Source organism: Methanolinea sp. (assembly GCA_030055515.1).
Lineage (GTDB): Archaea > Halobacteriota > Methanomicrobia > Methanomicrobiales > Methanospirillaceae > Methanolinea_A.
This window is the reverse complement of sequence record JASFYI010000001.1, coordinates 360,432-382,233: the sequence shown is the minus strand read 5'-3', so window position 1 is coordinate 382,233 and position 21,802 is coordinate 360,432. Positions and strand designations below refer to the sequence as shown.

The following is a 21,802-nucleotide window of genomic DNA, read 5'->3' as shown; positions in this document are numbered from 1 at the left end:
GGCCGCACGGGGTGAACGTGAATGCCTGCCTCACGGTATCTTATAGTCGCGTTCTGCATATAGGTATGGTGATCTGGTGTCAAAAACAGCAATCGTTGCCCTCTTCGAGGCGATGTTCATCCTCACTGACCTCCGCGTCATCCTCCGCAGGACTGCCCCCCACCACGCGCTCGGCGCGGGGGAGCGGGAGGAGGTGAGGGCGCTCATCGAGGGGCTGGAGAAGCGGGTGGACGTCCTGAAGAGGGAGCTCCTCGCATGAAATGTGCCGGTGACATCGACCTCCGCGACGTCGAGGAATCGACGATCAACATCGATCCCATCCAGGCGGGGGGCCGCCTCACCGCCGAGGCGATGAAGGCGCTCATCGCGTACGGGGACGGGTACTCGGTGTGCGACCACTGCCGGTCTCCCAACCGCCTCGATTACATCAAAAAACCGCCCATCGACCGGTTCCACAGGGACCTCGCGGAATTCGTCAACATGGACGTGGTAAGGGTCGTTCCCGGCGCCCGCAGGGGCTTCCAGGCCGTCGCGGACACCTACGTGGAAAAGGGGGACCCTGTCCTCGTCACGGCACTCTCCCACTACACCGAGATCCTCGCGATCGAGGCGCGGGGCGGTATCCCGAGGGAGATCCCCGCATCGGAGGGAAACATCATCACGCCCGACGCGACGGCAGAAAAGATCGAGGCCGTCGCCAGGGAGACCGGGAAGACTCCTCCCCTCCTCTTCCTCGACCACGTGGATTACAGCTACGGGAACCTCCACCCCGTGAAGGAGATCACGCGGGTCGCGCACCAGTACGATATCCCCGTCCTCCTCAATGGCGCGTACACCGTCGGGATCATGCCCGTCGACGGAAAAGACATCGGCGTGGATTTCCTCGTAGGCTCGGGACACAAGAGCATGGCTGCACCGGCCCCTTCGGGCATCCTCGCCGCGAGGGAGGAGAGGGCACGGGAAGTATTCAGGACGACTGCAGCGAGGACGGACGTGACGGGCCGCACATTCGGGATCAAGGAGGTCGAGATGATGGGGTGCACCCTGATGGGGGCGACCCTCGTCGGCATGATGGCGTCGTTCCCCGCCGTGAGGGAACGCGTCAAGCACTGGGAGGACGAGCTCGAAAACACGATGCTCGTCGTCGACTCGCTGGTGCGGATAAGCGGGACGAGGATACTCAGCCAGTACCCAAGGCAGCACACGCTCACGAGGGTGGACACCACGGAGTCGTTCGACAGGGTCGCCGCGAAGCACAAGAAGAGGGGGTTCTTCCTTTCCAGTGCCCTCGCGGCGAGGGGGATCTCGGGGATCATCCCCGGCGCAACGAAGGTCTGGAAGTTCAACTGCTACGGGATCACGCGCGCCCAGGCAGAACACGTTGCCCACGCGTTCCTCGAGATCGCGCGCGAGAACGGGATACCCGTCTCATGAGGCCGGGTCGTGGGATTCCCGCGACCTCCACTCCCCTGCTGCCCTCCGCGCGAGGGAGACGAATGCCCTGACAACCCCCCCGTTCCTCACCTCCGGGTGGAAGAGGACGCCGTAGATCGGCAGATCGGGGTGGGCGATTGCCTGCACGCATTTCCCGGACTCGGCGAGGACCGTCCAACCCGGCGGCGGGACACTGGCGCACCTGTGGAGTTCCCACGCCTGGAAAGAGGGTCCCCGCGGGAGGAGAGGGTGGGGGGAGAGGGTCCTGACCTCCACCATCCCTACCTCGGCGGCCTCCACGATCCCTCCCCCGAAGACGAGGGAGATCACCTGCATGCCCGCGCATATCCCGAGGACCGGGACGGGGATGCCGGAAAGCCAGTCGAACCGGTCGACCTCCCCGAGGTACCCCCTATCCTTGAGCGCCGTTCCGCACAGGATGACGGCGTCGTGGTCCCACGCGTAATCACCCCTGATCCCCGAGTAATGGCGGTATTCCCACCCGGCACCGGCGGATTGCACGAGGTCCCCCACGGGGCGGACGAACTCGTCGAAGAGGAGGCCGGAATCCCTGTACCCGAGTCCGACGAGGAGGACCATCATTTCCCCTCCAGCCGGGCCCTCGTGACGCGGTAGATCCCCCTGTAATTCTTCCACTCCGCTTCCGCCTCCTCGACGACTATCTTCCTGTGGAAGAAGGGTGCATCGAGGACGAGCGTCTCGTATTCGCCACCCTCCCCCGTCAGGGAGATCCCGTACTTCTCCCCGTACGCCGCGAGGTCCCGGACCGCGGCGGCGTCGAGCTCCCTCCCGAGCCATTCCGCGCCGAAGGGCTCGGATCCCACAGCGGAGACGATGACGTGGAAACCGGAGGAGACCAGGCGTTCCATGTAGAGGGCAGGATCCACGTGCCAGAGGGGGTTGAAACACCATAGGTCAAGGTCCATGCAGACGCGCTGGACCCGCGAGGCCTGGTAGACCGACCGCAGGGCGCCCGTCACCACTCCCTCGATCCCGTACCTGTCCCTCGCAGTGGCAATCGCGCGGGAGAGGTCCCCGAGTTCCTCCTCCTCCCTGCCGTGGCTCCTGCAGGCCACGAGGGGGATCCCCGCTGCCTCCGCCTGGAGCCTGACGAGCGCGACGTTCGGCGTGTGGAACATGAAACTCTCGGGGTTATCGGGCAATACCGTGATGAGGCAGGAGACCTCTTCCTCCTGCATTGCACGCATGCACGCGTAGAGCGAGTCCTTCCCCCCCGAACAGAGGACGCCGAGTCTCATCCCTCACCCCCTAAAACAGCCCCGCACGGGGACGACCGCGGGAGCGACGTGCCCGGCCGTCCCGGCTGCCCGGTCACGACCGGGAGGCCGGCAGCTCCCTCGAGTCCTCCCTCTCCGCGTCTTCCCGCGTCATGATCTTGAGCTCGCACGTCCTGTCACCCATGCACATGCTCCGCACGAACCGGAGGGTGTAGCCGGGGTTGAGTGCCTCGACCGTCGCGATGGAGAAGGCGAGGCACCGCGAGAGGAGGTTTGCGCGCGCGTCCCGCACTTCTGCCTCGCGGTACATGAATGGGCAACGCTTGATCATGAGGACGGCCCGCCCGTGGTCGATGGGGATCTCTTCCGCGCGGAATTCCGGCCCGAAGAGCACGGAGAGGAGGGATCCAAGCGTGGCCATGATCTCCTCTGCGTCTCCTGCCAGCAGTCCTGCCGCGGTGGCGATGTTCCGCGCGACGCCCGCGAGGTGGACCCACAGATGCTGCTCGAGTGCGTCGTAGTCATCTCCTACCCTCTCTCTGAAGGTGACATCGTAGAGGACGGGGAATGCATTCGCAAAACGGGTGGCAGCCTGCCATTTCTGCTCCGGTGTGAGGGGGTCGCGTCGTGGCATACTCTGCTGTCACCGCTCTGGCTTAAATTCCTTCCCCGAGTCCCCCGATGGCCTCGGGAACAAAGCCCGCTTCCCGCAACTTCGCGTGCCTCTCCCAGTTTTTCCGGACCTCTTCAGGCGATGCATTGGCATAGCAGTACGCACACAGGTGCATGCATGTCGAGTACCGCCCGATGTCCTTGCTCGCGACGCAGCCGCACTCCCTCCTCTGCCCCGGATCCTTGAGAGGCCCGGCACCCGCGGAATCGCCCCCGCGGAGCGCTGGCGAGAGGAACGAGAGGAGTTGCCTGTCACCCGGGAATGCGGAGGCCAGGTGCGACGCGCTGATGCACTCGCCGCGGTGAATGCCGAACGAGGAGAGGTCCCTTTCCTCCCCGCACGCGTAAATATCGAGGTTCCAGCCGGACGCGATGTCTGCGAGCCCCGCGCAGAACTGGTCGACCTCCCCGGGGGAAAACTCCCGTACACCGGTGTGCCCCGACACGGAGAGGAGCCTTTGGACTCTCGGGTACTTCGCGATATCGACGAAGCTCACGACGAGGCGCCGCGTGTACCTGTGGACAGAGGCACCGATGGACTCCACGCGCGAGAGGAGATCGTCTACGGAGAGTGAGTCCGAGAGGAGGAGGGGATCGTACCGCCACGTGACCCTTGCCGGGCCGAGGATGGAGGAGAGGCGGGCAAAAGTCCTCACCCTCTCGGGGAGCGGGGGGACGCGTGGCTCGAGTGACTCCTGCCGGTAATCATTGAGGGTGTAGAGGAAGGAGACCGAGTACCCCATCTCCCGCACGACGTCGATTTCCTCGAGGAATGGCGCGGGATTCTTCGACCAGAATACGATTGCCCTCGTTTTCGCGAACGAGACGTACTGCACGTTCCCGTTCCACGGGTTGACCCACGCCGCGTGCCCCCTCCGGAGCCTCTCCACGAACCAGTCGCCGTAGAACGCGGGGATGTCCGTCGAACGGGACGCAGAGACGATGACCGGGGCGATCGCCTCCCTCTCGGTCCCGCGGTCGTCGCGGATGGTGACGCGCTCCCATCCGGTGAATCCCGCACGTTTCTTCCGGGGCACCCTCACTCCCGTGGATCTCGTCTTCCGTTTCCCCACAAAAAACCCATGGATTGGGGGAACTTCTCGACAAGGTTATCAAAATACAGCGCATACCTTGTACGAGGTCCCGAAGCCCGCGCGGCAGTCGGGTGTGCGGCATGGGAATCCGGTTTTTCAGGGGAGAGAAGATCAAGCTCGAGCACGAGTACCGGCAGCTCCGCGAGATCGTGAGGATCCTGCGGGAGGCGTACGCAGAGGAGCCCGTGTACGTCCTCACGGGGGTGCTCGTCGCAAACGCGCAGATCGACTGCATCATCCTCACGAAGAACGGCCCCGTCCTCCTCGACCTGAAGGCATTCCGCGGGGAGATAAGGGGGCTTGAGAACGGGAACTGGGAGGTCGAGACGAAGGACGGCCCCATCGTCCTCCCGAACCTCTTCATCCAGGCAAAAATGCACAGGCAGGACTTCATCGACAGGATGATCCCGATCTGCCGTGATAACTTCCCCCACATAGGGGAACAGAACCTCCGCAAGACTGCGTCGTGGCTGTACTTCTGCAGGGGGAGCACGTACCCGGAAGGCCAGATCGACTTCCGAAAGGTCAAGTGGTTCAGGGTGGTGACCGCAGACGACCTCGTCGAGAGGCTAGGGTTCGTCGATTCCGGGTACACCCTCAGGATACAGGACATGGACGCGATCGTCCGCGGATTTCACCTCGAGGAATACTCCTTTGAGAAGGACGCCCCGCTCATCCCGCTCGCGAGGCCGGCGCGGCGCCCTCTCCTCTCCCGCAAGGCCCTCGTCGTCCTCGTCCTCATCCTCGCCCTCGGCCTCTTTGCTATCCTCGTCGTTCTCACCGTGCCGGGGGCGAGGATCGCCGCGGGTGACGCGCTCCGCGGGCTGTCCGCGATGACCCTTGGGTGGTTCCAGGTCATCGCGCGTGACACGTTCAGGGCGAACACGACGCCTGACGAGAGCAGGCATGCGATCCTCTACCTCAACCGCCTCCGCGTGGCGGAGGGGGCAAGCCCCGTGCTCTTCGACGAGAGGGCGTACGGGCTCGCCCTCGCGAGGGCGAGGGACATGGCCGAGTACAGGTACCTCGATTACACGAACCCGGTCACGGGGTCCTCTGCCCTCGCGCTCAAGCGGGGCCACGGGTTCTCGCTCAACGAGACGCTCATCGAGACCCTGTACGGCCAGTGGACAACCTACATCCCCGGGATCGAGACCCAGGCGATAGACTCGTGGATGATGGATGCCGGGAACCGGCAAAGGCTGTTCTTCAACCAGACTGCGGGCGCGATCGCGTGCTACAAGGGGTATTGCTCCTACATCGGTGTGAGGCCCGCCGTCCGGGAGGTCACGTTGCCCCCCGCGGAGAACGCGCCGGCCGCGGGCGAGGCCCCCTGACTGCCGTCACCCTTCCCGCGAGCCGGCCCGGGAGACACTCCCGTTCAACGCGACGTACTCCTCCGCGCCGGAGAGGAGGGCCTCCCCGAGCGCGTCTCCCCAAAAGCCTTCCTCGAGCGCGGCAATCGTGCCCTCGTCGGAGACCGTCGCGGGCGTCGGGGGCACGTACGGGCAGGAAAGCGTGCTCTTCGCCCTCTCGAACGACCCGATCTTCCTCCCGAGCGCGACGATCTCCTGCTTGTCGTACGCGACGAGTGGCCGGAACAGGGGGACCGTTGCCGCGCGGGAGATCACGGCGAGGTTCTGGAGTGTCTGGGACGCGACCTGCCCGAGGTTCTCGCCCGTGCAGATCGCGGGGATCCCCTCGCGCATGGCGAGGAGACTGCCGAGCCGTACCATGAACCTCTTGCAGAGGATGCACCGGAACCTCGGGTTGCCCCTCGCAACGAGCCTCTGGTAGAAAGGCCCCGCGTCGACGACGAGGACGCGGATAGGGAAACCCCTGCACCACTCCGAGAGCACGGAGGCGAGGCCGAGGACCCCCGCGACCGTCTCCTCCCCTGCCGGTCCCCCCGGGCTCACGTGGAGCGCAGTGACCTCGCACCCCCGTTTCATCATCAGCCACGCGGCGACGGGCGAGTCTATTCCGGCCGAGAGGAGGACGAGGACCCTCCCCTGTGTCCCGAGGGGGAGCCCGCCGGGTGCGGGGATGCGCCTGTCGTACACGACCCCGCCCGATGCCCGCAGCTCGACGTGTACCTCGTAATCGGGGTTGTCGAGGTCGACGACCGCACCGGGGATGGCGGAGAGCACGGCGGACCCCACCCGCGCGGCGAGGTCCTGGCTCGTGATCCCGGGGACGCCCTCCCTCCGTGCCCGGACCGCAAACCGCATCCCACTGCCGAGGGAGCGCGCCGCGAGCGCGACGGCAGCGCGGGTGACGGCATCGGGATCCGGCGCGGTCACCGTGCAGACCGCGACGTCGACGATCCCAAAGACGCGGGAGAGAACGTCCGCGACCTTTCCGGGAGAATTGCCGTAGAAGAATATCCTGCCCCTCATGACCCTCGCGTCCGTGGCGAGGCCTTCCGAGAGGAGTGCCTGCCTGCAGTTCCGGAGGAGGACGCCGGTGAACTCCCTGTGGACAGGGCTGCTCTTGAGGAATATCTCCCCGTAGCGGACCATCACGGCAGGTCCTTCCCGCAGTGCTGACATGCGCAAGCTTCCGGGGTAACTTTCGCCATCCAGACGGATAAAGGGAACCGCGGCGAGCGGGAATGGCCGGGCAACAGGTTTCCCCCGTGCGGGAACGGTGGGCGTGATGGCTGCGAAGCGAGGGAAACACCGTGCCGCGCGCCGCCTTCCTGCACATTTTAAATATGCGCCGCGGGACACATTACCTTACCACTGACAGGGTCTCCCGGAGGAATCTCCCATGTACGAAAAAGTCCTCGTTCCGTTCGATTTCTCTCCTGACTCGCAGCACGCGTTCTCCTGCCTCCGGTACATCCCGGGCATACGGCAGGTCGACCTCCTCCACGTGGTCTACACGAAGCACCCCTCCATCCCGGGAGAGTACGTGAGCCCGGAGGCTGACTATGCCCGTCTCCGCCTCGAGGAACTCGTGAGGAAAGCGGGTGAAACACGCTTCTCCGTGAAGGTGCGCGTGGAAGAGATCACGGGCGGGAGTATCTCGGACGTGGTCAACCGGGTTGCAGACGCCGAGGGGAGCTCCCTTACCCTCATGGGGAGGAAAGGACAGGGCGTCATCGAGTCCATCTTCGTGGGGAGTGTCGCGACCGATGTCCTCCGCGACGGGCAGACCGATATCCTCCTCGTCGGGAGACCGCAAGAGGAGAGGGCCGAGGGCAAGGTGCATCCCTGCGCGGACCTTTTTTCCCACGTGCTCATCTGCACAGACTTTTCTCCGCCGGACATTTCCGCGCTCGCCGCGGAGAGGCTCCCCCGCCCCGCACGCGTCACCATCCTCCACGTGATGGACCGCGGCGCCCCGGAACGCGAGACCCGGCAACTGGCGGATTCCGCGCGGGCCCAGCTCGAGAAGTGCGCGGAGGTGTTCTCGCGGAGGAATGTCCCGGTCGGAACGGCGCTCAGGGCCGGGAATACCGCCGAGGAGATCGCCGCGCACGCGAGGGAGGAGGGCGCCTCGCTCATCGTGGTGAAGTCGGCCGGCAGGAGGGGGTTCATCCCGAGATTCCTCGGGACGACGACCGGAAACGTCGTGCGAACGACACGTGTCCCGATCCTCGTCCTGAAGAGGCCGGGGGAGGCCGTGCCGCAGCGCGGGTGATCCGCACGGGGCACCGCGTGCGCGTCGGAGCGGGTGCGCGCGGGGCGGGGACATGATATTCATTGAACTCGTCTTTGCCGTCATTCCCGTAATAATCCTCTTCCTCTACGGGATCGAGCAGTTTTCCCGCGAGATCCAGCAGGCTGCGGGGGAGCACTTCCGCTCCTTCATCCAGAAAGTGACCTGCACCCCGGCCCGGGGAGTCCTCGCGGGAACCCTCGTCACCGCGGTCATCCAGTCCAGCACCGCGACGACCGTCATCACGGTCGGGCTCGTGAACGCCGGGATCATCTCGTTCTCGTCTTCACTCGGGATCATCATCGGGTCCAACATCGGGACGACGGTGACGTCGCAGCTCGTTGCACTGAAGCTCACGTCCTTTGCGCCGTTCCTCATCGTGGCCGGTTTTGCGATCGGGATAGCGGGCGGGAAGTACAGGGTGCTCGGCCGTCCCCTGTTCTACTTCGGCCTCGTCTTCTTCAGCCTCTCGCTGATATCGACAATCCTCGAACCTTACCGGTACGATCCCTCCCTCGTCTCGATCCTCGCTGCCCTCGACAATCCCTTCCTCCAGATCGGTTTCGGCTTCCTCGTCACGACGCTGTTCCAGTCGAGTTCTGTCACCACGGGGCTCGTCGTCGTGATGGCCCAGAACGGCCTCCTTTCTCCCGGAACCGCGATCCCCATCCTCCTCGGCGCAAACCTCGGGACTCCCACGACGGCTCTCCTCGTCGCATGGAGGATGAACATGCCGGCAAAGAGGGTTGCGAGTGCCCACTTCCTCTTCAATTTCCTCGGCGTCCTCCTTTTCCTGCCGTTCCTCGGGCCGTTTGCGGACCTCGTGCGCATGCTCGGCGGAGATCCCGCCCAGCAGGTCGCCAACGCGCACCTGATATTCAACCTCGTGTGCGGCATCGTCTTCCTCGCCGCCCTTCAGCCGTTCGCGTCGCTCGTCAAGATGACGGTCCCGGGGCAGGAGGAGGAGATCGTCTTTTCACCCAGATACCTGGGAAAACCCCTCCCGGGGGACACGGGGGAGGCGATTGCCCTCGTGAGCCGCGAGGTGACCCACCTCATGACCACGGCAGGGGAAGCCCTCTCGTGCATCTGCGGCCTCATCGACGCGCCGAAATTCGACACGGGGAGGATTACACTCCTGCAGGACTACGTCCGTTTCCTCTACGACGAGATCTCGGCGGCCATCCTCGACGTGTCCACGCGGGAACTAGGGAAGGGCGATGCAGAGAAACTCGCGTGCCTCGCGAGGATATCGAGCCTCGGGCGGGTTCTCGCCGACGAGTCAAGGGACCTCGTCTCCGTGCTCTCCCTCGCGCGGGAGAGGGAAATAGATCTCCCCCAGGAGATGGTGACGGTGATGAGGGACTTCCTCGTCGCGTCCGCGGAGAATCTCTCGAGGCTCTCGAAGGTATTCCCGGACGTCCCCGACGACGTGGATGCAGCCATGCGATCGGTGGACGAGTCGCTCCGCGTGGAGATCACGAGGTTCTACCACCATTACCTCATCAACCACGCCACGAGGAGGAGCCCGTTCTGGAGCATCGGGTCAAGGATGCTGTTCTACATCGAGGGGATCGGCGCCACGGTGCGGGAGATGAGGAAGACTGCACGGCTCTGCCGGAAAACCTGAAGGCCACCAACCGTTGCCGGGGTTGCCGGGACCGCCCCCGCGGGAAAAACTCTCCATTTTGCGAACTCCTTGCGCGCGACAATCCGATACACCTTTATCATGGGGGCGATTACCTGTATGGCAATGGCAAAAAAGAGAGAAAAGGCGGAGAAGAAGGGAGTGGCAAAGGAAGAACCGCTCAAACTCTTCTACATATTCTACAACAAGGACCGGTGGGACAACTGGATAAAGACCCTCCGGGAGTCGAGGTTCGAGCCGGAACCCGGGAGCGAGGAGATGCCCGAGGGGTATACCGTCCTCTATAACTTTGCAATGGACATCACGCTCTCCGTCTTGAAGATCATCAAGCTGTACCAGAACGGGCGATACACGAAGGAGGAGGCCCTCGAGAAGCTCGGCGAGGTGGAGGCAATCGTGATGGGGGACGCGCCGAGTGACGACCTCGAGGACTACATCGAGTCCCTGCAGCTCTCCCTCCTCGTGCTCTTCGCGGGGTGCAGGAAATTCCTCGCGGGCGAATACCAGAAAGACATCAAGGGACTCGTGAACGAGGGGAGGAAGGTAATCGACACGGACATGGAAAAAGCGCTCGATATCGCGGCCGACATCGCCGCGAACGTCATCGCCGGGGCATCCTGCTGCGGCAAGTACATCAAGGAAGACCTCGAGCAACCCACCCTTTTTGACGAGTGGCTGATAGAGATCGAGAGCATGGCAGAAGCCGTCGCTTCGCTCAAGGACTTCGACGAAGAGGCAGGAGAGGTGTGATAGCCGAGAAGGCCCGTTTTCGCCACGCGCGGCGGCTCGAGAGGGTCGCGGGATTCCGCATTCCCGACCAGGCATTCCACGCGGCAACACTCGAGGCGGTCTCGTCCCGCATCAACTTCGACAGGCTCGGCCATACCCTCCGCGAGAACCTCGTCTCGTTCGTCCACTCCTTCCTCGACTGCAGGTGCAGGGACGCTCCCCTCTGCGGGTGCCCGGAGAGGAAATTCACCCGCGAGATACTCGAACTTCGGGAAAACGGCCTCGACCACCGCCAGATCAGCCAGTATCTCCTCGAGGAATACGGGATCGACATCTACCCGGCCGACATCCTCTCCTTCCTCGAGGACTCGGTCCACGTCCTCGAGGCGGTGGAGGACATCGCGCGGATCGAGAACCGCCCCGCCCTCGCCCTCGCCGCGTCGGAGCACATCAGGAAGATAGAGCGGTGAGGCAGGGGGAGCGACGTCCCGCGGGCCGCGGGATCACCTTTTCTCGAATTCCAGGCAGTACCGGGAGACTCCCGGGGCAACGTTCCCGCATGCCCTGGCGGCGCGCAAAACGAGGCCACGGTCCTCAAACCGCCGCGTAAATTCCCCTATTTCGTGCCCCTTCTTGAAGGTGTAGAAGTGTATTTTTCCCCCGCTCCCCACGAGGGCCGCGGTGAGGGGGAGAGCATCGTCCCTGCCGTAGGGTGCGGGGACTATCGCGCGGTCAAAGTCGCGCGGGAGGGCGGGGAGGAGTGAGAAGAAGTCCCCCTCGCGGATGGTGACGTGGCTCGAGACACCGTTTTTCTCGCAGTTCCCGCGCAGGAATCCCACCGCGTGCGGGTTATTCTCTACCGCGGTGACGAACGCTCCCCGGGCCGCGACCGGCACGACGAAGGGCCCGATACCCGCGAACGGGACAAGTACCCTCTCGCCGGGCTCGACCGTGGCCGCGACCCGCGCACGCTCGGACGCGAGCCGCGAATCGAAGAAGACCTTCGAGAGATCGAGGTGGTACGTGAATCCAAACTCCCTGTGCACCGTCTCCGTGCCCCTGCCGGAGATGACTGCATACCCCGGGACGCGGCAATCGCCCCTCGGGATGGGCTCCCGGGAGAGGACTGTCCTGACATTCCTGTGCCGCGCCACAATCGCGCCCGCAAGTTCTCTTGCCCCCTCCGCCGTGCCGGGGTGGGTCGAGACGACCGCAATGTCCCCGACGATGCGGTACCCTGCGGGAACAAGGCGGGCGTTTTCGGGGGGAGTTCTCCCGCCGGATCGGGTTCCCCGTCGCGATCCCCTTGCCATGGCGCACCCTCCTCTCGCTCCCCTGCCCGAAAACGACGCGGGCATAACGCCCTGCCGGCCACCGCGGAGCGCTTCCCCGGGTGGGCCGGTTTTATTCCGATTGAATAATCTCCCCGCCACCTGAAAAGTATTGGGCATCTTCCATGGACAGGGATGCGGATTCCACGGTGTCGCCCGGCGTCCTGATGGATATCCTCGCGGGAGAGATCGCCGGGTGCACGCGCTGCGCCCTCTCGCTCTCGAGGACCCGGACAGTCCCGGGGGAAGGGCCGGTCCCCTGCACCTACCTCTTCGTCGGGGAGGCACCGGGGAGGACGGAAGACGAGACGGGGAGGCCGTTTGCGGGGAGGGCGGGAAAGGTACTCTCGGGAATGCTCGCGATCTCCGGTCTCTCGAGGGAGGAAGTATTCGTCACGAGCGTCGTGAAGTGCCGCCCGCCACGCAACAGGGTGCCGAAGAAGGGAGAGATTGCGTCGTGCCTCCCGTACTTAAGAGAGGAGGTGCATATCCTCTCCCCCGCGGTCGTGGTCCCGATGGGAAGGATCGCAACGCAGGCCGTCTTTTCGCTTTTCGGCATCCCGTTCTCCTCCTTCCGCGAGGCAAGGAGGAGGAGGCACGCCGTGCACCCGCGGGACGCGGGGGGTGCGATCGCCGTGTTCCCGGTTTTCCACCCCGCGGTGGTCACCCACAACCCGGCGATGGCGCGGGAACTCGAGTGCGATTTCCGGGCGCTGGCCCGCCTCGTCCAGGAGTGCGGCGGCCGCTGAAATGCGCAGAGGGGCTGGGGGAATCAGGAGGGGTTGCCCTGCCCGGATATTTCGCGCACGAGGAGGGCCCGGATGATATCCTCGTCCCTGTTGAAGTAGAGGTTGTCGTGACCCTGCCACGGCGCGCACCCGCGGAATACCACCGCGGGAACACCGTTGTTGCTCTCCCCCATCACGTAGTTTGCAAACCCCGCGATCTCGTCCACGACTGCCTCCTCGGTGATCTTCAGGACGTGGCCGAAGAGGTCCGTGTCCCCGCGGAAGTCGCGGATTGCCACCATCCCGCTCCACCCGATGGCGTGGCCCGTCTGGCCCCGGCGGAAGGATCTCCCGCAGGTGTCCGTGATGATAACCCCGACGTCCCTGCCGGTGAGTTCCCTTATCCTCTCCCTCACTTCCCTTGCCGCTCCCATCGGGTCGGGGGGGAGGAGGATGACCATGTCGTCCTCGATGTTGCTCTGGTCGACGCCGGCGCGCACGCCGACGTGGCCGCAGGAGACCTCGGAGAGGACGAAGGGGTACTCGAGGAGGACCTCGCTCGACGCGTCGAGGACTGCCTGGATGAACCGGGGGTCTTCGCGCGTTCTCTCCGCAATTCGCCTCGCCCGCGCGGAGGGCACGATGTCCTTGAGAGACCGGGTGTAACCCTTCGCCTTGGAATAGACCGACGACGCGATGCAGAGGATGTCACCGTCCGAGAACGAGTACTTCTCGCAGATGAGGGCCGCGAGGTCGTCTCCCTTCTTTATCAGGGGAAGCCCCCGTATCCCCTCCACTTCGATCCGCATGCATAGAGTATCCACCTCCCCTTCAGAAAAAAGATGGGGTGCCCGGAATCAGGTGATTCTGTTCTTCCCGAGGCTCTTCCTCAGCTCGGCGATGAATCCCTCGCTCGGTATCCTCTCTTTCTCCTCCTTCCTCACGGCGCCGTACCTGAGGAGGAGCATCAGCGAAAAGAGGAAGAAGGAGATCGCGAGGAGTGAGAGGGGATTTACCTCGAGGACCCCGTGCAGGATCACCTCGCGGAGTATGGAGACTATCCCGACCTCGATCATGATGTCGACGGCGATGCGGTGCTCGCGGATGTAGATGATGAGGAGGCGGTAGATCTCGACGAGGACGAGGATGTAGATCAGCTCCGAGGCGATGAACTTGAAATCAATCGGCCCCGCGAGTGCCTCGTAGAGACCGGCCAGTATCCTGATCATCAGCGCGAAGAGGAGCGCGCAGATGACGATCACGATGATATCCTGGATGTTCTCGAGCAGGCGCCTGAATATATCGTGAATGTGGTGGTAGGACCTCTCCGTCATGGACCGCGCACCTCCGGCTTCCGCGCCTCGCGGTGGAGGATCCCGTATTCCCTGTCAATCTCGCCTGCCGCGACCTCGAGGTCGTCGAGAATCCTGAGCGCATCCTTCCGTATCTCGCGCACGAGTGCGACGAGGCTCCTGCCCCGGATGAAAATCCGCTTCCTCTCCCTGTAGACGATGCCCGCGCTCGAGAGTCTCCTTATGTGGTGGTTGACGCGTGCAGGGGAGACTGCAAGCTCGTGCGCGATCTCTTCGACGGTGATGCCCTCTCCCTGCGAACCCGCGGAGAGGAGGGCGATGATGATCCGCGATGCCACCCTCTCGATGTCGCGGCCCTGCGCGATCCCGAGGCACCGGCAGAACCATATCACTTCCCCTTCCACGCCGCCCTCGACGGGGCGGTCCTCCTGCCGGAGGATGATCTCTCGTCCCACTGCCACCACCTCGTGCCGAAAATAAATTCAAGTTATATAAAATATAAACTTATTGTATTTTATCGAAATCATATATACAATTTTGATAATTATTAAATATTTTTTCGGCGATAAGTGTAGGTACATTCCAGGAGGTGCGGATGCACGATGGAGATTGTGCCCATTGGTGAAAGGGTCCTTGTCAAGCCGATACGCACAGAGGAGAGGACCAAGAGCGGGATCTACATCCCCGAGTCCGCGCGCGAGCAGAGGAAGCAGGGATCGGTGATCGCCGTCGGGACGCGCGACGACGGGACTCCGCTGCCCCTGAAACCGGGCGACCGTATCCTCTACGGCGGGTACAGCGCCGAGACGTTCGAGATCGACAGGGAGACGTACGTGATCGTCCCGTTCAAGGACATCGTGGCGCGTATCGTGGAGGGGTGAGGATCGAATGGCCCAGGCAAAGCAGCTGATCTTCCACGAGGAAGCCCGCCGGCTCCTCCTCTCGGGCGTGAACAAGGTGGCCGACACCGTGAAGATCACCCTCGGGCCGAAGGGCCGGTACGTCGTCCTCGACAAGCCGACCAACCCGGTGGTCACGAACGACGGCGTGACGATCGCGAAGGAGATCACGCTCCACGACAAGTTCGAGAACATCGGCGCGAAACTCATCAAGGAGGTGGCCCAGAGGACGCAGGACAAGACGGGGGACGGTACCACGACGGCCACGCTCCTTGCCCAGGCGATCCTCACCGAGGGCTTGAAGAACGTCTCCTCGGGCGGGAACCCTATCGAGATCAAGCGCGGGATCGACGCGGCGGTCGCCGCTGTGGTTGATTACATAAAATCGGTGAGCGTTCCCGTCAAGGACCGCGAGCGCATCATACAGGTCGCCACGATATCGGCAAACAACGACGAGGAGATAGGGCGGCTCATCTCCGATGCGATGGAGAAGGTCGGGTACGGCGGGCTGATCACCGTCGAGGATGCAAAGAGCCTCGAGACGAGCCTCGAGGTCGTCAAGGGGATGCAGTTCGACCGCGGGTTCATCTCGCCCTACATGGTGACCGACCACGAGAAGATGATCGTCGAGTTCGAGGACCCATCCATCCTCGTCACGGACCGGCGGATCTCGACCCTCAAGCAGATGATCCCCATCCTCGAGACCGCCGCGCAGGAAGGAAAGCCCCTCCTCGTCATCGCCGAGGACGTAGAGGGCGAGGCCCTCGCCGCACTCATCCTGAACCTGATCCGGGGCGCCGTGAAGGTCTGCGCCGTCAAGGCACCGGGCTTCGGCGACGAGAGGAAGGCGATCCTCGAGGACATCGCGATCCTCACCGGTGCGACCGTCATCTCGGAGGACAGGGGGATGAAGCTCGAGAACGTCTCCCGGGCCGCGTTCGGTTCGGCCCACACGGTCAGGGTCGACGGCGAAAAGACCCTCATCGTCGGGGGGAAGGGCGACAGGAAGGCAATCGACGAGAGGGTCCGGCTCATCGAGTCACAGATCAACATCTCGGACTCCGAGTTCAGGAAGGAAGAACTGAAGAAGAGGCTCGGGAACCTCACGGGCGGTGTCGCGGTCATCAAGGTCGGCGCGGCGACCGAGACGGAGCTCAAGGAGAAGAAGATGCGCATCGACGACGCGCTGAACGCGACGAAGGCGGCAGTCGAGGAGGGGGTCGTTCCCGGCGGCGGTCTCACGCTCTTCTGGGCAAGTTCCGCCCTCGACGCGCTGCGGTTCGACGACGACAGGAAGATCGGCGTTGCGATCGTGCGAAGGGCCCTCGAGGAGCCCCTCCGCCAGATCGCCCGGAATGCCGGCGTCGAGGGCGCGGAGGTCATCGCGCGCATCCGGAGCAGCGGCGACAGGATGTTTGGGTACAACGCGAAGACCGGGGCGTATGAGAACCTCATGGAGAGGGGCGTGATCGACCCGGCAAAAGTCGTGAGGGTCGGCCTCCAGAACGCGGCCTCCATCGCGGGGATGATCCTCACCACCGAGGTCGCGGTCACCGACTTCGACGAGGAGAAAGACAAGAAGTCCGCGGCGATCATCATATGATCCCCGGGCACGGGGCAAGAACGGGAGAGACCGGGGTGCAGGTGGCGGCCGGCTACCGGGTGCATCCCCGCACGGCCCATGCGAAAACCGGGACGGTGTCCCGGTCCAGCGTGCGACGGGACGCCGTTCTTCCGGGTTCCCGGCACCCCGCCACCCCGGGTCTCAGCACGTGTTAAAAATGTAAAGGTCCCACCTCTTGTGAGATGCCCGGCAAGAGAGGGGGAAGGGTGCGCGGCGACGGATCTCCCGCGATCCCCGCGGAGATCGAAAAGGCACTCGAAGTGTGGGGAGGAATCGGCGGGATCGTCGCGGCCCTCCCCCCCGAGCCGGAGATCGCCGCCCTCGAGGAGGTGCACAGGGCCTGCGCAGACCGGGTCCGCCTGAAGATCCTCTTCCTCCTCGAGGAGCACCCCCTCTGCGTCTGCGTGATCAAGCACGTGCTCGGTATCGCCGATTCCCGCCTCTCGTACCACCTCCACGTCCTCCGGAGGGCAGGGCTCATCGAGGGAGAGGCACAGGGCACGTACATCATCTACCGCATCAGCCCACTCGGGCGGTCCGTTCTCGGGGCACGGGGGACGATGCCCGCGGGTCGCGGGGCAGACGCGCAGTGATCTCGCGGTGCGCGACCATTCGGTGCGCGACCATTATATGGCCGGACGCGCGATCCCCTCGTGAGGGGGTGATCGCCACGATGTCGGTGTGCCATTTCCTGCTCGTGCACCCCGAGAAGGCAGGGGCCGTGAGGAGGGCGGTAGGGTCGCTGTGCGAGGTGTGCGGCAGCACCCTCACCGACGACGCATTCGTGATCCACTCGTTCTGCGACCCGGGGGAAGAAGCCCTCGCTTCCCCCGAAGATCTCGAGAGGTACCTGCTCGTGCTCTGCCCGCGCTGTCACGAGGAGATCCACTCGAGGCAAGTGCCGGTCCACGGGCAGGCGGCGATCGTGAGGGGGAGGAGCGAAGCCATCTCGCTAAAGATTCGGAAGATCCTCGGGTACGTCCCGCGCCGCTACACGCCCCCCGATTCCGACGTCGAGAGTGCGTACCGCGACGCGTGCGCCTCGCGCTATGGCAACCTCATCTGATACCGCCCCGCGCGCGGTGGACGCGGCAATGGAACCGTTGCCAGGCCCCCGGGGCGCCTCCCCGCCCCGCCGGGAACTCACTCCCCCCTCTTTCCCGGCCCGAGTATCCTCCCCTTCTGTTCCTCGAACTCTTCCCCCGTGATGACTCCCCTCTCCCGCAGCCCCTCGAGTCGTTCGAGGAGGGCGATGGTCTCCCCGGGGGAGAGATCCCTCCTCCCCCTCCGGTCCAGCCTCGCCTCCATCTCCTCGATGAACGCGGTGGCGAGGATGCTCGTCATGACCGCGAACATCGCGATCCCGAGGACGGCGATGAATGACGCGACGATCTTTCCCGCAGGGGTGACAGGATAGATGTCGCCGTACCCGACCGTCGTCAGGGTCACGATCGCCCACCACATCGTGGCAGGGATGCTCTCGAATGCCCCGGGCTGGACCTCGTGCTCGAGGGCGTACATCAGGCACGAGGAGAAGACGACGAGGATGACGACCACGAGTGCCGCGATCGCGAGGGCGTCCTTCCCCCTCCTGACGGCTTTCTCCATGAACCGCAGGGCCTCGAGGTGCCGTCCCAGCTTGAAGAGCCGCAGGATCCTCATCACGCGGATGACCCGCAGGAACCGCAGGTCGAGGGGGACGAGGAACGGGACGTAGAAGGGGAGGAAGGCGAGGAGGTCGACGACCGCGAGGGGTGTCGCCATGTACCGGATCCTGCCGGACACCACGCGGGAGAACGCCGCGTTCTCGGTGCATGTCCAGAGCCGGAGGACGTACTCGACCGTGAAGACGCCGATGGAGAATGCCTCGAAAGTGGCAAAGAACACGGGGAATGCCGCCGAGATACTCTCCACGGATTCGAGCACGGTCGCCGCGACGTTCGCGACGATGAGGAGGACGAGGAAGAGTCCGGTCACCCGGGCAGCGGTCCCGCCCCTCTCCGGGTCACCCTCGAGGAGGGAGTAGACCTTCGCCTTCAGCGAGGGGGAACTGCGATCGTCCTTCCGACTCTCGTCTCCGGGCATTCGCAACGAGTACTATGTCGATGCCGACGTTAAATTACCTGACCGGGCACGACAGAATAGGTGAGGATCGTCATTACCATGGCAAGACTGTTCACGATAGGGTACGAGGGGTGCACCGCCGAGGAGTTCTTCTCGCCCCTCCTCACGCACAAGGTAAAGGAGGTCATTGACGTGAGGCTGAAACCGAGCGGCGGTGGTTTCGCGAGCAAGAAGAATCTCCCCTACCTCCTCTCCGGTCTCGGCAAGATTGGGTACCGCCACGTCCCGGAGTGTGCCCCGACGCCGGAATTGTTCGGGAAGATGAAGAGGGGGGAGATCACCTGGACAAAGTTCAAGGCAGGGTACAGGAAACTCCTCGCCGGGCGGGATGTCGCCTCCCTCCTGACGCGGGGCGACCTCGTGGGTTCCTGCCTCCTCTGCTACGAGGCGGACGCGAAGCACTGCCACAGGAAGGTACTCGCGGAGTTTCTCGACAAGCACCTCGGGCCGTTCGAGGTAATCCACCTCTGACGGGGGAGAAAGGCAGGAGGGGTGGATGCGAGGGGTGGGATTCGAACCCACGGACTCCTTCGAGAACGGATCTTAAGTCCGCCGGTTTTGGCCTGGCTTGCCTACCCTCGCGTGACATGAGAGTATTGTGACGTCACCGGGCAAAAAGGTCGCCGGTAGATGGCATAAACCCCCCGTTCTCACCGGGTTGCGAGGTCCGTCGTCCCCGGCCCCGCGTGCCTCTCCCTCCACCACGCGGATATGGCGCCCGCGACGAGGAGGAGACCGATGCCGGCGGTGACAACCCCGGCGATCCTCGCCGCGACGAAAGAGACCGACCGCGGGTCCAGGATCGCGAGGATCCCGGCGGCGAGGAATGAGATCCCGAGGAGGATGGAGAGTGCCCGCCTCCCCGGGGAAGCAGCCGAGAACGCCGCGGTGGCCGCGAGCCCGAGGCCGACGAGGACGAGGATGGCCCCGGCGAGGGTCGCGATCACCCCGCCGAGGATTCCCGGCGAGACGAATGCCACGATCGACACGGCCAGGAGGAGGAGGCCGAGCGAGAGGGGGAAAAAGAAGGGCAATCCTCCGCCCCGGGAGAGGAGGGCAGCGACCGCGAGGCACAGGAGAGCCACGAGCAGGGAGACGATACCGAGTGAATAGAGGGCGAGCGTGAGGGAGAGGGCGGGCTCGAGGACGAGGAGGAGGCCGACGAGGAGGAGGAGCATGCCCGCAGTGAGGGAGCGGAGCCACGAACCGGACACGCGGGTGCAGAACGGGAACTCCATGCCAGATCGTGTGTCCCGGGCGAACAAAAGGGCCTTCGTTTCCGAAAGCCCGTGTCGCGCATTCCGGGATCCCCCCGTCCTCCGGGAAGGCTTAATCGTCTCGCGGCATGCACACACTAGGGGAGAGAAGGGGAGGATCGCGGCACATGTATTCCATACGTTTCTACCGGATATTCGATATCGGCGAGGAGATCGACCTCGGGGAGCTCGAGGAGGGCCTCGCGGCGAACATGACGACCTCCCGTTTCCGGTTCCAGAGGGTCAACCCCACTTCCATCATGATCGACCAGCCGCCCCTCCTCATCAGGCTCCCGGGGATGACCGTGGACACCGTGCGTGGCACCCTGCCCCTCAAGGCGATGGCCCGCATCTACGAATTCGGGGCGTTCTCCCTCTGCCTCTCCCTCGAGGAGATGGATGCCCCCCCTTTGGTCCTCCAGGATATGGCACTCTCTTTCTCCGGCCACGACCGGCTCGGGCACCTCTTCGACGCGGCACTCGCCGAGCTGCGCAGCATACTCTCGGTTCACATCGGCTCAAGGCCCGTCGACCCCGAGTTCTACGACGACTACACTATCTACCTCACCGACCGGGACGACCCGTCCCTCGACCCCGTCGCCGTCCTGCTCGGGGAGAGAGGGGAGTTCTCCCCCGAGATCCGGAGGGAGACCCTCCAGCACTCGTTCTCGTACTACCCGAACGAGAAGGCCATCATCTCGTGGGGTGGCGCCCTCATCATATCGCCCGAGCCCCCCGTCGACCTGATCGAGCTCATCGAGTTTGCAGCCGTCCAGGTCCTCGAGCTGCGGTTCTACGACAGGGAGCTCTCGCGCCAGATGGACAGGATGTACGAGGACATCGAGAACGCGGACCGCCAGTGGTGGATCATCCGTTCCCTCCACTACCGGACGCTCATGAAGGTTCTCATGAGCGAGCAGGCCGAGGTCTCGGAGATCCTCGAGGACATCAACAACCTCATCAAGGTCACGGACGACATCTACTACGCCCGGGTCTACGCTGCAGCCCTGCAGGCGCTCCGGAGCGACTCGTGGAGCCAGAGCGTCAACAGGAAACTCTCGATCATCAGGGAGACGTACCGCATGCTCTCCGACGAGGTGAACGTCCAGCACGCCCACTTCCTCGAGTGGATCATCATCCTCCTCATCGCGCTCGAGATCATCATCTTCACGTGGCCATTTACCGGTCACTGACGGCAGGGCTGCCGCGACCGGCGATACTCCTCTCCCGGCGTGCAGAAAGCGCCGGGATTCTCGCTACACGTCCTGCGATCGCCAGGCTGTTTGACCCCCCGGGTATCCCCCGCGAAATGAGGGATGGTGTGAGATGCCGGTCGGGGGGACCTCCCCTCTCCCCGCGAAGCGGGATCACGAGTGGATCTTCCTGAGGATCCACGCCATGTTCTGCCCGAGGACCTCCATCGTCTTCATCCCTTCGAGGTCCCTCTCGACGTCCCCCGGGTCCAACCCGACCCCGATGTTCCAGTACGTGGACCCGACGATGAACATGTTGCTGATGCCAAAGAAGTGGTTGATGGTATCGAAGGCATGGATTCCTCCTGCCCGCCGAACCGCGACGACGGCTGCACCCACCTTCCGGGAAAAAAGCCTCCCGTTTGCCATTGCGACGAACCCCGCCCTGTCGATGAGGGCCTTTGTCTCCGGCGAGACGTCGGCGAAGTACGTGGGGGAACCGATCAGGATGCCGTCGGAATCGGCCATCTCGCGGATGCAGTCGTTGACGATGTCGTCGTCAAAGATGCATTTCCGGTCCTGGTTCGCGAAGCACTTCCCGCAGGCAGTGCACCCGTGGATCTTCTCGCCACCGACCTGGACGAGCAGGGTCTCCATGCCCTCGTCCTCGAGGACAGAGAGGACGCGCTTCAAGAGTCTCTCCGTGTTCCCGCCCTTCCGCGGGCTCCCGTTGAATGCAACCACGCGCATGATCCAGAGTGGGATCCCCTGGGAAAATAAGGTATTCCCGGGCCCCGCGGAAGGTGAAAAATCGTAATCCCGCCGTTGGAGG

26 protein-coding genes and 1 tRNA gene are annotated in these 21,802 nt (G+C 64.1%); 14 read left to right on the top strand and 13 right to left on the bottom strand.

The window, feature by feature from the left end; translation table 11 throughout:
- Positions 1-76: 76 nt before the first annotated feature.
- Both QFX32_02100 and pscS read left to right on the top strand, forming a co-directional pair.
- Positions 77-259: a hypothetical protein gene (locus QFX32_02100; protein MDI9632834.1), complete on the top strand. Its 183-nt coding sequence runs from the start codon at positions 77-79 to the stop codon at positions 257-259.
- Positions 256-1,434 carry an O-phospho-L-seryl-tRNA:Cys-tRNA synthase gene (gene pscS, locus QFX32_02095; protein MDI9632833.1) on the top strand — a complete coding sequence of 393 codons (1,179 nt, stop codon included), beginning with the start codon at positions 256-258 and terminating at the stop codon, positions 1,432-1,434. The genes QFX32_02100 and pscS overlap by 4 nt, the downstream gene beginning before the upstream one ends.
- Here pscS and QFX32_02090 read toward each other — a convergent pair.
- The 4 genes from QFX32_02090 to QFX32_02075 all read right to left on the bottom strand — a co-directional run bounded on the left by QFX32_02090 (position 1,429) and on the right by QFX32_02075 (position 4,402).
- Positions 1,429-2,034: a glutamine amidotransferase gene (locus QFX32_02090; protein ID MDI9632832.1), complete on the bottom strand. Its 606-nt coding sequence runs from the start codon at positions 2,032-2,034 to the stop codon at positions 1,429-1,431. The two genes, pscS and QFX32_02090, sit on opposite strands and share 6 nt — an antisense overlap.
- Positions 2,034-2,714, bottom strand: a complete 681-nt coding sequence (locus QFX32_02085; protein MDI9632831.1) for a diphthine--ammonia ligase — start codon at positions 2,712-2,714, stop codon at positions 2,034-2,036. The genes QFX32_02090 and QFX32_02085 overlap by 1 nt, the downstream gene beginning before the upstream one ends.
- A gap of 73 nt (positions 2,715-2,787) precedes the next feature.
- Positions 2,788-3,327: a hypothetical protein gene (locus QFX32_02080; protein ID MDI9632830.1), complete on the bottom strand. Its 540-nt coding sequence runs from the start codon at positions 3,325-3,327 to the stop codon at positions 2,788-2,790.
- 22 nt (positions 3,328-3,349) lie between these two features.
- Positions 3,350-4,402, bottom strand: coding sequence for a DUF1848 domain-containing protein (locus tag QFX32_02075; protein MDI9632829.1), 1,053 nt, complete (start codon positions 4,400-4,402; stop codon positions 3,350-3,352).
- Between the two features lie 137 nt (positions 4,403-4,539).
- Between QFX32_02075 and QFX32_02070 the strand changes: the two genes are divergently transcribed.
- Positions 4,540-5,796, top strand: a complete 1,257-nt coding sequence (locus tag QFX32_02070) for an NERD domain-containing protein (protein ID MDI9632828.1) — start codon at positions 4,540-4,542, stop codon at positions 5,794-5,796.
- 6 nt (positions 5,797-5,802) lie between these two features.
- Here the strand turns inward: QFX32_02070 and thiI are convergent, their stop codons facing one another.
- Positions 5,803-7,011, bottom strand: a complete 1,209-nt coding sequence (gene thiI / locus QFX32_02065; protein MDI9632827.1) for a tRNA uracil 4-sulfurtransferase ThiI — start codon at positions 7,009-7,011, stop codon at positions 5,803-5,805.
- A 220-nt stretch (positions 7,012-7,231) separates the two neighbouring features.
- Here thiI and QFX32_02060 point away from each other — a divergent pair, with 220 nt between their 5' ends.
- The 4 genes from QFX32_02060 to QFX32_02045 all read left to right on the top strand — a co-directional run bounded on the left by QFX32_02060 (position 7,232) and on the right by QFX32_02045 (position 10,972).
- On the top strand, positions 7,232-8,107 hold the full coding sequence (locus tag QFX32_02060) for a universal stress protein (protein ID MDI9632826.1): 876 nt from the start codon (positions 7,232-7,234) through the stop codon (positions 8,105-8,107).
- Between the two features lie 52 nt (positions 8,108-8,159).
- Positions 8,160-9,755, top strand: a complete 1,596-nt coding sequence (locus QFX32_02055) for a Na/Pi cotransporter family protein (protein MDI9632825.1) — start codon at positions 8,160-8,162, stop codon at positions 9,753-9,755.
- Positions 9,756-9,872: 117 nt separating this feature from the next.
- The gene (locus QFX32_02050) at positions 9,873-10,523 is read left to right on the top strand and encodes a DUF2150 family protein (protein MDI9632824.1); all 651 of its coding nucleotides are present in this window, start codon (positions 9,873-9,875) and stop codon (positions 10,521-10,523) included.
- Positions 10,520-10,972, top strand: a complete 453-nt coding sequence (locus tag QFX32_02045) for a DUF5814 domain-containing protein (protein MDI9632823.1) — start codon at positions 10,520-10,522, stop codon at positions 10,970-10,972. The genes QFX32_02050 and QFX32_02045 overlap by 4 nt, the downstream gene beginning before the upstream one ends.
- A gap of 33 nt (positions 10,973-11,005) precedes the next feature.
- Here the strand turns inward: QFX32_02045 and QFX32_02040 are convergent, their stop codons facing one another.
- The gene (locus QFX32_02040; protein ID MDI9632822.1) at positions 11,006-11,815 is read right to left on the bottom strand and encodes a hypothetical protein; all 810 of its coding nucleotides are present in this window, start codon (positions 11,813-11,815) and stop codon (positions 11,006-11,008) included.
- Between the two features lie 143 nt (positions 11,816-11,958).
- Here QFX32_02040 and QFX32_02035 point away from each other — a divergent pair, with 143 nt between their 5' ends.
- Entirely contained in the window at positions 11,959-12,582 is a 624-nt protein-coding gene (locus tag QFX32_02035) for a uracil-DNA glycosylase (protein MDI9632821.1), read from the top strand.
- A 23-nt stretch (positions 12,583-12,605) separates the two neighbouring features.
- Here QFX32_02035 and QFX32_02030 read toward each other — a convergent pair whose 3' ends face one another.
- The 3 genes from QFX32_02030 to QFX32_02020 are packed head-to-tail and all read right to left on the bottom strand — an operon-like array spanning position 12,606 to position 14,335.
- Positions 12,606-13,370 carry a coenzyme F420-0:L-glutamate ligase gene (locus tag QFX32_02030; protein ID MDI9632820.1) on the bottom strand — a complete coding sequence of 255 codons (765 nt, stop codon included), beginning with the start codon at positions 13,368-13,370 and terminating at the stop codon, positions 12,606-12,608.
- Between the two features lie 48 nt (positions 13,371-13,418).
- Positions 13,419-13,895, bottom strand: a complete 477-nt coding sequence (locus QFX32_02025) for a phosphate-starvation-inducible PsiE family protein (protein MDI9632819.1) — start codon at positions 13,893-13,895, stop codon at positions 13,419-13,421.
- Positions 13,892-14,335, bottom strand: a complete 444-nt coding sequence (locus QFX32_02020; protein MDI9632818.1) for a winged helix-turn-helix domain-containing protein — start codon at positions 14,333-14,335, stop codon at positions 13,892-13,894. Before QFX32_02020 ends, QFX32_02025 begins: the two co-directional genes overlap by 4 nt.
- Before the next feature lie 141 nt (positions 14,336-14,476).
- On the opposite strand from QFX32_02020, the gene groES reads away from it, so the two are divergent.
- From groES to QFX32_02000, 4 genes are all read left to right on the top strand, one after another.
- The gene (gene groES / locus QFX32_02015) at positions 14,477-14,755 is read left to right on the top strand and encodes a co-chaperone GroES (protein MDI9632817.1); all 279 of its coding nucleotides are present in this window, start codon (positions 14,477-14,479) and stop codon (positions 14,753-14,755) included.
- A gap of 7 nt (positions 14,756-14,762) precedes the next feature.
- Entirely contained in the window at positions 14,763-16,376 is a 1,614-nt protein-coding gene (gene groL, locus QFX32_02010) for a chaperonin GroEL (protein MDI9632816.1), read from the top strand.
- A 203-nt stretch (positions 16,377-16,579) separates the two neighbouring features.
- Complete coding sequence (locus QFX32_02005) at positions 16,580-16,990, top strand: metalloregulator ArsR/SmtB family transcription factor (GenBank protein ID MDI9632815.1); 411 nt, start codon at positions 16,580-16,582, stop codon at positions 16,988-16,990.
- A gap of 80 nt (positions 16,991-17,070) precedes the next feature.
- Entirely contained in the window at positions 17,071-17,463 is a 393-nt protein-coding gene (locus QFX32_02000) for a hypothetical protein (protein MDI9632814.1), read from the top strand.
- Between the two features lie 77 nt (positions 17,464-17,540).
- Here QFX32_02000 and ampE read toward each other — a convergent pair whose 3' ends face one another.
- Entirely contained in the window at positions 17,541-18,482 is a 942-nt protein-coding gene (gene ampE / locus QFX32_01995) for a regulatory signaling modulator protein AmpE (GenBank protein ID MDI9632813.1), read from the bottom strand.
- Positions 18,483-18,542: 60 nt separating this feature from the next.
- On the opposite strand from ampE, the gene QFX32_01990 reads away from it, so the two are divergent.
- The gene (locus QFX32_01990) at positions 18,543-18,992 is read left to right on the top strand and encodes a DUF488 domain-containing protein (GenBank protein MDI9632812.1); all 450 of its coding nucleotides are present in this window, start codon (positions 18,543-18,545) and stop codon (positions 18,990-18,992) included.
- 26 nt (positions 18,993-19,018) lie between these two features.
- Here the strand turns inward: QFX32_01990 and QFX32_01985 are convergent.
- A tRNA-Leu gene (locus QFX32_01985) sits at positions 19,019-19,103 on the bottom strand.
- Between the two features lie 68 nt (positions 19,104-19,171).
- Positions 19,172-19,759, bottom strand: coding sequence for a hypothetical protein (locus QFX32_01980; GenBank protein MDI9632811.1), 588 nt, complete (start codon positions 19,757-19,759; stop codon positions 19,172-19,174).
- A 146-nt stretch (positions 19,760-19,905) separates the two neighbouring features.
- Here QFX32_01980 and QFX32_01975 point away from each other — a divergent pair, with 146 nt between their 5' ends.
- A complete protein-coding gene (locus QFX32_01975) occupies positions 19,906-20,970 on the top strand; it encodes a hypothetical protein (GenBank protein ID MDI9632810.1) in 1,065 nt (354 codons plus the stop codon).
- A gap of 174 nt (positions 20,971-21,144) precedes the next feature.
- On the opposite strand, the gene QFX32_01970 is transcribed toward QFX32_01975, so the two are convergent.
- Positions 21,145-21,720: a flavodoxin family protein gene (locus QFX32_01970; protein ID MDI9632809.1), complete on the bottom strand. Its 576-nt coding sequence runs from the start codon at positions 21,718-21,720 to the stop codon at positions 21,145-21,147.
- Positions 21,721-21,802: the final 82 nt, after the last annotated feature.